Origin of the sequence: Streptomyces mangrovisoli, from assembly GCF_000974985.2 — a bacterium.
Taxonomy (GTDB): Bacteria; Actinomycetota; Actinomycetes; order Streptomycetales; family Streptomycetaceae; genus Streptomyces; species Streptomyces mangrovisoli.
Window position 1 is genome coordinate 1 of sequence record NZ_LAVA02000108.1, and the last position, 10,370, is coordinate 10,370.

Genomic DNA, 10,370 nt, shown 5'->3' on the forward strand with positions numbered 1-10,370 from the left:
GCCCCGCCCTGCCCCGCACCTCGCACCTCGCACCCGGGAGCACCACCATGAGCCTGCCCATCGACTCCGTCACCGCCGGCCACACCCCCGAAGAGCCCCCCGCCGGTCCCGACACCTCCGCGTGGTCCTTCGAGACCCGGCAGATCCACGCCGGCGCCACACCGGACCCGGCCACGGGCGCCCGCGCCACCCCCATCTACCAGACGACGTCGTTCGTGTTCCGGGACACCCGGCACGCCGCCGACCTGTTCTCGCTGGCCGAGCCCGGCAACATCTACACCCGCATCCACAACCCCACCCAGGACGTCTTCGAGCAGCGCGTGGCCGCGCTGGAGGGCGGGGTCGCTGCCGTGGCGCTGTCCTCCGGGCAGGCGGCCGAGACCCTGGCGATCCTCACGCTGGCGAGCGCAGGCGACCACATCGTGTCCAGCACCTCCCTGTACGGCGGCACCTACAACCTGTTCCGGCACACGCTGCCGAAGTTCGGCATCGAGGTGTCCTTCGTCGACGACCCGGACGACGTCGACGCGTGGCGGGCCGCGATCCGCCCCACCACCAAGGCGCTGTTCGCGGAGACGCTCGGCAATCCGCGCGGCAACGTGCTCGACGTGCGGGCGGTCGCGGACGTCGCGCACGCCGCGGGCGTGCCGCTGATCGTGGACAACACCGTGCCGACGCCGTACCTGCTGCGGCCCGCCGAGCACGGCGCGGACATCGTCGTGCACTCGGCGACCAAGTTCCTGGGCGGCCACGGCACGACGATCGCGGGCGTGGTCGTCGACGCGGGCTCCTTCGACTTCGGCGCGCATGCCGACCGCTTCCCCGACTTCACCGCGCCCGACCCGAGCTACCACGGCCTGCGCTACTGGCCCGCGCTCGGCCCGGGGGCCTTCGCGGTCAAGCTCCGGGTCCAGCTGCTGCGCGACCTCGGGCCCGCGCTGTCGCCGCACTCCGCCTTCCTGCTCCTCCAGGGCGTGGAGACGCTCAGCCTGCGCCTGGAACGCCACTCCGCCAACGCCCAGGCCCTCGCCGAGTGGCTGGAACAGCGCGACGAGGTCGCCGCGGTCCACTACCCGGGGCTGCCGTCCAATCGCTGGCACGAGGCCGCGCGCCGCTATCTGCCGCGCGGCGCGGGCGCCGTGCTCTCCTTCGAGCTGCGGGACGGGGTCGAGGCGGGCAAGCGGTTCGTGGACGCCGTCGAGCTGTTCAGTCATCTCGCCAACATCGGCGACGTGCGCAGCCTCATCATCCACCCGGCGTCCACCACCCACAGCCAGCTCGACGAGGCACAGCTGGCGGCCACCGGCACCTCCCCCGGCCTGGTGCGCCTCTCGGTCGGCATCGAGAACCTCGCCGATCTCAAGGCGGACCTGGAGGCCGGGTTCCGCGCGGCGAAGGGCGCGTCCTGAACGCCCTGCTCACCCCGTCGGCGATCCCCCTCCCGCCGGCCTCCGGGGCCTGGCGGGAGGGGGACCCGCCCGGGCGCCGTCAGTGGTACGCGCGCCGAACTCCCCTCCCCCTGGAGGCGGGCGGTGAACTGCCGGACGTGCGGCTGGCGTTCGAGACCTGGGAGCGGCCGGCGCCGGACGGGTCCAACGCCGTGCTCGTGCTGCACGCGCTCACCGGCGACAGCCATGCCGCCGGCCCCGTCGAGCCCGGCCACCCCACGCCCGGCTGGTGGGACGCGCTCATCGGCCCCGGCCGGGCGATCGACACCGACCGCTGGTTCGTCGTGGCGCCCAACGTGCTCGGCGGCTGCCAGGGCAGCACCGGCCCCGCCTCCGCACGGCCCGGCGGACGGCGCTGGGGCGGCGACTTCCCCTTCCTGACCCAACGCGACCAGGTCGCGGCGGAGGCCGGTCTCGCCGACGCCCTCGGCATCGGCCGCTGGGCCCTGGTGATCGGCGGCTCCATGGGCGGGATGCGGGCCCTGGAATGGGCGGTGTCGCGGCCGGAACGCGCGGGCGCGCTCCTGCTGCTCGCCACGACGGCCCGCGCGAGCGCCGAGCAGATCGCCTGGGCCGGACTCCAGTCGCACGCCATCCGGTCCGATCCGCACTGGCACGGCGGCCACTACCACGACAGCGGACGCGGCCCGCACGACGGACTCGGTCTGGCCCGGCGGCTCGCCCATGTCACCTACCGCAGCGAGCCGGAGCTCCAGACCCGCTTCGGCCGCGCCCCGCAGCCCGCGGAGGACCCGTGGCGCGGCGGGCGGTACCAGGTGGAGTCGTATCTGGACCATCACGCGGTCAAGCTGGTGCGCCGCTTCGACGCCGGCAGCTATGTCGTGCTGTCCGAGGCCATGAACAGTCACGACATCGGCCGCGGCCGCGGCGGGGTGCGGGCCGCTCTCGGCCGGGTCACCGCCCGGACCCTCGTCGCGGCGGTCCGCTCCGACCGCCTCTACCCGCCGTCCCAGCAGGCGGAGCTGGCGGCGGGCATCGCCGGGGCGGACCGGCTCCGGGTGATCGAGTCGCCGTACGGCCACGACGGGTTCCTCATCGAGTCGGAGCAGGTCGGCGCGCTGGTGCGCGAACTCGTCCCGCCCTGAGCCTGGTCGACGGCTCAGGCCCGACCCGGCGGCGACATCGGCTCAGTCGAGAGGAACACGGCAGTGCGTGCGATCGGATTCACGTCGAACGGCGGTCCCGAGGTACTGGAGGTGATCGACGCACCCGAACCGGCGCCGGGACCGGGCCAGGTGCTCATCCGTGTCGCCTACGCCGGGGTGAACTTCGCCGAGATACAGCACCGGCGCGGCGAGTTCGGCGAACCCGACGGCCACGGCGGCTACGACATCCCCGGCCTCGAGGTCTCCGGCACGGTCGTCGCGCTCGGCCCCGGGGCGCACGGGCCGGCCGTCGGCGAGCGGGTCGCCGCCTATCTGCCGGCCTTCGGCGGCTACGCCGAACTCGCGGTTGCCGAAGCGGAGTTCGTCCGGACCGTCGGGGAGCTGCCGTTGGCCCAAGCCGCCGGTGTGCCGTGCGTGTACCCGACGGCGTACGGCGTACTGACGGACGCGGGACGGCTGCGCGCGGGCGAGACCGTGCTGGTCCACGCCGCCGCCGGCGGGGTGGGCTCGGCCGCGGCGCGCATCGCGCGGGCGCTCGGCGCCGGGCTCGTCCTGGGCACGGTCCGCTCCCCCGGCAAGGCGGAGGCGGCCCAAACCCTGGGCTACGACGCGGTGTTCGCCCGCGACGGTTTCACCGAGGCCGTCCTGGAGCACACCGCGGGACGCGGGGCGGACCTGGTGCTCGACCCGGTCGGCGGTGCGGTGCGGCGCGCCAGTCTGAACGTGCTGGCGCCCTTCGGCCGGGTCGTGGTCTACGGCGACCTCGCCCGCGACCCCGACTGGACGGCGGACGCGTGGGACCTGTGGAAGAACAACCGTGCCGTCGTCGGCTACAACATCGGTGACGTCGCCCGCCGTTCGCCCGCCTCGATCGGCGCGCACCTGGCGTCGGCGCTGTCCGCGCTCGCCTCCGGGGCCCTCGCCCACGAACCCCCGGCCGTCGTTCCCCCAGCGGGGATCGCCGGCCTCCACCGCCGCTTCGAGGCCGGTGCCACCCGGGGCAAATCGGTGCTCGACATCGGCGAACTGGCCACCGCCTGACCCTCGCACCCCTCACTCACCGACCCGCATCCCGCAACTCCCGACCTCCGGAGGACACATGACCGTCCAGGACTCCCCCCGCACCGCCGACACCTTCGCCGCGGACTGGGAGGCGTGGCATCTCCAGAAGGACGCCACCCTCGCCCACGAGCACGGGTTCCTCGCCATCACCGCACTGCACTGGCTGAGCGCCGAGCCCGGACGCTTCGCCGACGCGCCCGGCACCTGGTCCTCGGACGCCGACGGCGTCACCGTCGTCCTCGACGACGGTGACGAACTCGTCGTCGACGGAACGGTGGTGCGCGGCCGGCACGTCTTCGGCGTCCTTCCGGAACGCGGCGACGTCAAGGCCGTATGGGGCGACGCGGTGATCGAGATCGCCCGTCGCGGCGGCCACGACCTGCTCCGGCCGCGCCACCCGCACCATCCGCTGCGCCTCGCGTTCACCGGCACGCCCGCCTACGCGCCGGACCCGCGCTGGGTGATCACCGGCCGGTACGCCGCCTTCGCCGAGCCGCGTCCGACGACCGTGGGCGCCGCCGTCGAGGGGCTGGAGCACGTGTACGACGCGCCGGGCCGCGTCGCGTTCCGGCTCGACGGGGCCGAGTTGAGCCTGACCGCGTTCGACGGGCCCACCCCGGGCAGCCTCACCGTGCTGTTCACGGACGCGACCTCCGGCGTGACCACCTACGCGGCCAACCGCGCCCTGCGCGTCGACGCCCCCGGACCCGACGGCACCGTGGTCCTGGACTTCAACCGCGCCACCAACCTGCCGTGCGCCTACACCGAGTTCGCGACCTGCCCGCTGCCGCCCGCCGAGAACCGGCTGCTGGTGGCGATCGAGGCCGGCGAGAAGATCCCGCACCCCGCAGGCCGGGCGTCCGTCGGCGGGTCGTGACGCCACGCGCCCCGGCGGACGACGGGGCGGCCCGCACGCGCGCCGCCCCCAGGGCCTGCCGTCGGATTCCCGCCCCTCGTCCTACGGCGCCGTACGCCAGCCTCCCGCCCGGCGGGCCGGGGCGGTCGCGTCCCAGTCGAGGCGCAGGACCGCGAGGTCGTCGGTGTGGCGGTCGGCGTTGAGGGTGCGGGTGCGGGCGATGAGGTGGTCGAGATGGGCCCCGGGGTCGGGCGTGTGGATGGTGCCGATGATGTCGAGCAGCCCGTCCACCCCGAGCCGGGCGCCCGTGCCGTCGGCGAAGCCCTCGATGAGGCCGTCGGTGTAGGCGACCAGGGCGCCGCGCGGCGGCAGCGCGAGCGTGGTGGGCGGCCATTTCCCGAGGCCGGGGGCTATGCCGAGGGCGACGCCGTGGGCCGCGACCACCTGGTGCGCGCCGTCCGGGGTGATGAGCAGGGGTTCGTGGTGGCCGGCCAGGTGCAGGGTGAGGGTGGCCGCCTCGGCGTCGAGGGTGATGAGGGTGCAGGTGGTGAACAGATCGCTGCCGGTGCGCTCGGCGATGTGTATCTGCTCCAGCAGATGGAGCAGGTGCTGGTCGCGGTGGCCCCCGAGGGTGAGCGCGCGCCAGGCTATGCGCAGGCAGACGCCGAGCGCGGCCGCGTCCGGGCCGTGGCCGCTGACGTCGCCGATGATCGCGTGGACCTGGCCGTCGGCGGTCTGCACGACGTCGAGGAAGTCGCCCCCGAGCAGGGCCTGGGACCGTCCCGGGTAGTAGCGGCTGGAGGGGGTGACGACGGTGGAGTCCAGCAACGGCTCGGGCAGCAGCCCGCGTTCGAGGCGGGCGTTCTCCTCCGCCCGCAGACGCCCCAACTGCAGCGCCGCGTTGGCGCGTTCGGCCTGCTTTCGCTGGACGGCGTAGCGTACGGCGCGCTGCATCAGGTCGGGCTCGACCTTGCCCTTGATGAGGTAGTCCTGCGCGCCGGAGGCGAGGGCGTCGACGCCCGCGCGCGGCTCGTCGAGTCCGGTCAGGACGATGATCGCCGCGTGGGTGTCCGACTGGATCGCCTGGACCGTCTCCACCCCGGAGGCGTCGGGCAGATGCAGGTCGAGCAGCACGCAGTCGACGGGCTCCGCGAGGAGGGCGGTGCGCGCGTCGGCCGCCGTGCGGCAGCGCCCGAGGGTGTGCGGCAGATCGGTGTCGTGCAGGAGTTCCTCGACGAGGAGGGCGTCGCCGTCGTCGTCCTCCACCAGGAGGATGCGGAACTCCTCGGCGCGGTCCGTGGCCTGGTCCGTCACGGCTGCGGCTCTCTCTGCGCGGCCGCGGCCGTGGAGCCGGCGGCGGGAAGGGTGAAGACGACGCGGGTGCCGAGGCGGTAGTCGGCGTCGATCCTGATCCGGCCGCCGTGGAACTCGACGACCTTCTTGCACATCGCGAGTCCGATCCCGGTACCAGGATAGGCGTCCTTGGTGTGCAGCCGCTGGAAGAGGACGAAGACCTTCTCCTGGAACTCCGGTGCGATACCGATGCCGTTGTCGCTGACGGCGAACTCCCAGGCGCCGTCGTCCAGGGCCGCGGACACGTGGATGTGCGCGGACCGTTCGGGGCTGCGGAACTTGACGGCGTTGGAGAGCAGGTTCTGCCAGAGCATGCCGAGTTGGGTGGTGTCGCCGACGACGGTGGGCAGCGGGTCGTGGGTGATCTCGGCGCCGGTCTCCTCGATCGTCACGCTGAGGTTCTCCAGGGTCCGGGCCATCACCTGGGCCAGGTCGACCGTGTTGTGGTCGTTGTGGACGCGGCCGACCCGGGAGAACGCGAGCAGGTCGTTGATGAGGGTCTGCATCCGGTTGGCCCCGTCGACGGCGAAGGCGATGTACTGGTCGGCCCGGTCGTCGAGCTGTCCGCCGTAACGCCGTTGCAGGAGCTGGGTGAAGCTGGAGACCTTGCGCAGCGGTTCCTGGAGGTCGTGCGAGGCGACGTAGGCGAACTGCTCCAGTTCGGTGTTCGAGCGCTTGAGGTCCTCGGCCTGTTCGTCGAGCAGCCGCCGGGACGCCTCGCTGAAGGTCAGCTCCTCCACCATCCGTCGGCGCATGGAGTCGACGTCGGCGGCGAGGCGGCGCAGGTCGGCGGGGCCGGTGCCGTCGAGGGAGCGGTCGAAGCGGCCCTGTGCGACATCGCGGGCGGCGGAGCCGAGGCGGCTGAGCGGGTCGGTGACCCCGCGGCGCAGGCCCTCGAAGATCAGGACGGCGACCAGCAGGATGACGGCGGCGATGAACCCGAACATCCAGTTGCGCAGGGTCATCGCGTGCCGCAGCTCGCGGGTGGACGCGTTCCGCCTCGCCTGGAGATGGTCCTGCTGGCGGTCCATCGCGCGGCGCAGCGCGTCGAAGCTCGACTTGCCCTCGTCGGCCCGCTCGGTGGTGAGCTGGAGGGCGTCCGCCGGCGACGCCGCGGCGACGGGCACGGCTATGCGCCGCTGCCAGGTGGTGGCGAGCTTCTCGACCTGCTCCAGGTCGGCGCGGCTGCCGGCGTCGCTCCGCACCAGGGGGCGCAGCCGGCGCAGGGCGGCCTTCTCGTCGGTGACGCCGTCACGGTAGGGCTGGAGGAAGTCGGCGCTGCCGGTCAGCCCGTAACCGCGGACCCCGGTCTCCTGGTTGACCAGCGCCTCCTCCACCCGTATCGCGTCGATCAGGGCGGGCGAGCGCCGTTCGACGAGTTCGGAGGTGATCTGCGAGGTGCGCCACATCGCCCAGCCGCCCAGCGACCCCAGCACGGCGAGGACGACGAGGGTGGTCGCCACCCCGACGCGGAGCCAGCGCCGGGTGGTCCAGCCGGAGAACGCCCCCTCGGCGGCGGGCTGCTTCGTCTTCATCGCGGTCTGCATCTCTTTCTGCGCGGTCCGGGTCTCGGTCGCGGCGGTCCGGGTCCTGTCCCACGGTCGTCCGGCTCCCGGCCGGCCGCGCGGGCGGCAGGGACACTGTACCCATCACTCGACAACACATGTTGTCGTCCGCCGGATCGACACCGTAGGGTGGGGTCATGCCCGCTCCCCTCTCCGCCCCGCCCCTGCCCGGGGAGACGGCCGCGCTCGTCAGCGAGGTGGTGGACGAACTCGCCCGCCTGCTCGCGCCGGACGCCGCGTTCCCGGCGGCCGATCCGCTCGACGCGGCCGCCGAGGCCCGCCGCCACGCGCTCGCGCGCCTGCGGGTGCTCGTCGGGGTCAAGCAGGCCGTACGGCACCTCGAGGACCAGGCCGCCCGCGCGGCGGCCGCGAGCGGGGCCGGCTATCCCGAGATCGGCCAGGCCGTGAGCATGAGCCGGCAGGGCGCCCGGCGCCGCTGGCCCGGCCTCGTCACCACCAGCACACACCGTCCTTCCCCCTCTCCCACACCCCGGAGCTCGTGAATCATGGCTGCCGCCACCATCCGCCCGTACGACGTGCTGCTGGTCGAGGACGACATCGCCGACGCGATGCTCATCCAGGACGCCCTCGCCGAACGCGGCACCCGCAACCTCAACCAGGTCTCCGACGGCATCGCCGCCCTGGACTACCTGCGCGACCCCGACAACGAGCGCCCCGATCTGATCGTGCTCGACCTCAACATGCCGCGCATGAACGGCCGTGAGTTCCTCGCGGTGGTGAAGGAGGACGCCGACCTGCGCACCATCCCGGTCGTCGTGCTCACCACCTCGGCCGCGCCCGACGACGTCACCGGCGCCTACCACCACCACGCGAACGCCTATGTCACCAAGCCGGTGAACCTGGAGGAGTTCGAGGCCGCGGTCCGCAGCATCGACGCCTTCTACCTCGACATCGCGGTCAAGCCGCCGCGGGACTGAGCCCCACGCACCGAACCCGCCCCCGACGTCCGAGGACGTGAGGGGCGGGGCGGCGGACACGCGTGCGGTGCCGACGGCCGAAGCGGCCGGCCGGCTCAGGCGGTGCTCAGCATGCCTTCGCGCAGGCGCGCGAGGAGCCGCTTGATCAGCCGGGACACATGCATCTGGGAGACGCCGAGGCGCTCGCCGATCTGCGCCTGGGTGAGCTCCTCGACGAACCGCCAGTGGATGATCTGCCGGTCGCGCTCGTCGAGTTCGGCGAGCATCGGGGCGAGCGCGTGGAAGTCCTCGACCAGCGCGAGGCCCGCGTCCTCGTCGCCGATGAAGTCCGCGAGGGCCGCCTCGCCCTCCTCGCTGCTGCCGATCGCCGCGTCCAGGGAGGCCGACTTGTAGCCGTTGGAGGCGAGCCGCGCCTCGACGACCTCCTCCTCGGGCAGGCACATCAGCTCGGCCAGCTCCGCGGTGGTCGGGGTACGGCCGAGGCGGCTGCGCAGCTCCTCGGTGGCGCGGGCGAGCTGCACCCGGGCCTCCTGCAGGCGCCGGGGCACGTGCACGGCCCACGAGGTGTCGCGGAAGAACCGCTTGATCTCGCCGACGATGTAGGGGACGGCGAAGGAGGTGAACTCCACCTCGCGGGTGAGCTCGAACCGGTCGATCGCCTTGATCAGGCCGATCATGCCGACCTGGACGATGTCCTCCATCTCCTCCGGGCCGCGGCTGCGGAAGCGGCCGGCCGCGAAGCGCACGAGGGACATGTTCATCTCGATCAGCGTGTTGCGCGCGTACTGGTACTCGGGCGTGCCCTCCTCCAGCGCCGTCAGCCGGCTGAAGAACAGCTTGGACAGCTGCCGCGCGTCCTTGGGTGCCACCTTCGACGGGTCCGCTATCTCCGGAACGGCCACCGTCCGCTCAGCAGCTTGCACGGTCGTCGTCGTCATGGTGCGCCCCTCCCGGTCGTTCGTTCTCTTGTCGTCGGCCGACTGCCCGACGACCGGGCGTGTACCCCCGCTTCCCCCGGACATGCCTCCCTAGGAGCGAGAAGCTTCCGCCGAATCCGCTGGAGCCTGACCGCCGTTGGCTTTGTCCTGATTCACGGGGATGCGCGCAATGATTCTCTTACCCACGGACTCCCGTCGTACCACCAGGGAATCGGCCACGGCCTTCACGATCTCCAGTCCGTGCTGACCGACGCGCTGCGGGTCGGCGGCGCGCGGCGCGGGCAGCGCGGGGTCGCCGTCCCAGACCTCGATCTCCACGGCGGCGCCCACGAGGCACACCTTCATCGCGACGGGGCCGGGGGCGTACTTGCGCGCGTTCGTCACCAGTTCGCTGACCACCAGCTGGACGAGGCCCACCAGGCGCTCGCCGACCTGGGCGGCCTGGTGCGGCGGCAGCGTGGCCAGGTAGTGCGCGGCGAGGCGGCGCGCCTCGGCTATGCAGCCCGCGTCCCCGTCGAGGGTGACGGCCAGCCCGCGCGTCTCGGCGGCGGGCCGGGAGCCGGGCTCGCCGCGCTGTTCCGGGTTGATCGGGTCGGCCTCTCCCACCCTCTGCTCGACCTCCCATCGCCGGCCGGGGCCCACGGTTACCGGGCACCGGTGACCGGGCCTTCGGGCAACCTCGGTCCCAGCATACGACCGCCCGGCACCACCGATGAGGCCACGGCCGGGCCGGGCGGGGCGGACGTCAGGCGTCGCGGGTGAAGACCCGGCGCTTCAGGATCTCCTGGATCCCGAGGCTACGGCAGTCGCCGCTCTCGCCGTCGACCTCGATCTGATTGGGGCCGTAGAGGAAGTACGTGTCGTCACGGGTCTCGAGGTACCGCACGGACTGAAAGGCGAAATAGAAGCACCCGTCCCGCTCGACCCGCCATTTCTCCTCGGGGAAAAGGGCCACTTCGTTGTCCCAGCCGGCGGAGGTCTGCCGAAGATACTCCGCGGCCAACCGTTCCGCCTCATCCAGGGTGATCATCGTTCGCGTTCCTGTCACTTGCGTGGTTCAAAAGGGTCGATCTGGGCAGAATC

Annotated in this window: 11 protein-coding genes; 6 read left to right on the plus strand and 5 right to left on the minus strand. The window is 73.0% G+C overall.

The window, feature by feature from the left end; all coding sequences use genetic code 11:
* Positions 1-47 precede the first annotated feature (47 nt).
* From WN71_RS34900 to WN71_RS34915, 4 genes are all read left to right on the plus strand, one after another.
* Positions 48-1,409: a bifunctional o-acetylhomoserine/o-acetylserine sulfhydrylase gene (locus WN71_RS34900; protein ID WP_079178358.1), complete on the plus strand. Its 1,362-nt coding sequence runs from the start codon at positions 48-50 to the stop codon at positions 1,407-1,409.
* A gap of 5 nt (positions 1,410-1,414) precedes the next feature.
* Positions 1,415-2,554, plus strand: coding sequence for a homoserine O-acetyltransferase MetX (gene metX, locus WN71_RS34905; RefSeq protein WP_079178359.1), 1,140 nt, complete (start codon positions 1,415-1,417; stop codon positions 2,552-2,554).
* Positions 2,555-2,617: 63 nt separating this feature from the next.
* The gene (locus WN71_RS34910) at positions 2,618-3,616 is read left to right on the plus strand and encodes a quinone oxidoreductase family protein (protein WP_046588266.1); all 999 of its coding nucleotides are present in this window, start codon (positions 2,618-2,620) and stop codon (positions 3,614-3,616) included.
* Between the two features lie 58 nt (positions 3,617-3,674).
* Complete coding sequence (locus WN71_RS34915; protein WP_046588267.1) at positions 3,675-4,514, plus strand: DUF1684 domain-containing protein; 840 nt, start codon at positions 3,675-3,677, stop codon at positions 4,512-4,514.
* An 81-nt stretch (positions 4,515-4,595) separates the two neighbouring features.
* Here WN71_RS34915 and WN71_RS34920 read toward each other — a convergent pair whose 3' ends face one another.
* Together WN71_RS34920 and WN71_RS34925 are read right to left on the minus strand one after the other, a co-directional pair.
* Positions 4,596-5,807: a PP2C family protein-serine/threonine phosphatase gene (locus WN71_RS34920; RefSeq protein ID WP_046588269.1), complete on the minus strand. Its 1,212-nt coding sequence runs from the start codon at positions 5,805-5,807 to the stop codon at positions 4,596-4,598.
* Positions 5,804-7,381: a sensor histidine kinase gene (locus tag WN71_RS34925; RefSeq protein ID WP_046588450.1), complete on the minus strand. Its 1,578-nt coding sequence runs from the start codon at positions 7,379-7,381 to the stop codon at positions 5,804-5,806. Before WN71_RS34925 ends, WN71_RS34920 begins: the two co-directional genes overlap by 4 nt.
* A gap of 167 nt (positions 7,382-7,548) precedes the next feature.
* On the opposite strand from WN71_RS34925, the gene WN71_RS34930 reads away from it, so the two are divergent.
* Positions 7,549-7,914, plus strand: a complete 366-nt coding sequence (locus tag WN71_RS34930) for a hypothetical protein (RefSeq protein ID WP_046588271.1) — start codon at positions 7,549-7,551, stop codon at positions 7,912-7,914.
* A gap of 3 nt (positions 7,915-7,917) precedes the next feature.
* Positions 7,918-8,349 (plus strand): response regulator, encoded by a 432-nt coding sequence (locus tag WN71_RS34935; protein WP_046588272.1) that lies wholly within the window; start codon positions 7,918-7,920, stop codon positions 8,347-8,349.
* Between the two features lie 95 nt (positions 8,350-8,444).
* Here the strand turns inward: WN71_RS34935 and WN71_RS34940 are convergent, their stop codons facing one another.
* The 3 genes from WN71_RS34940 to WN71_RS34950 all read right to left on the minus strand — a co-directional run bounded on the left by WN71_RS34940 (position 8,445) and on the right by WN71_RS34950 (position 10,317).
* Positions 8,445-9,287: an RNA polymerase sigma factor SigF gene (locus tag WN71_RS34940; RefSeq protein WP_046588452.1), complete on the minus strand. Its 843-nt coding sequence runs from the start codon at positions 9,285-9,287 to the stop codon at positions 8,445-8,447.
* Between the two features lie 90 nt (positions 9,288-9,377).
* Positions 9,378-9,893, minus strand: a complete 516-nt coding sequence (locus WN71_RS34945; RefSeq protein WP_063777718.1) for an ATP-binding protein — start codon at positions 9,891-9,893, stop codon at positions 9,378-9,380.
* Positions 9,894-10,032: 139 nt separating this feature from the next.
* A complete protein-coding gene (locus WN71_RS34950) occupies positions 10,033-10,317 on the minus strand; it encodes a hypothetical protein (RefSeq protein ID WP_046588275.1) in 285 nt (94 codons plus the stop codon).
* Between the last annotated feature and the right edge of the window lie 53 nt (positions 10,318-10,370).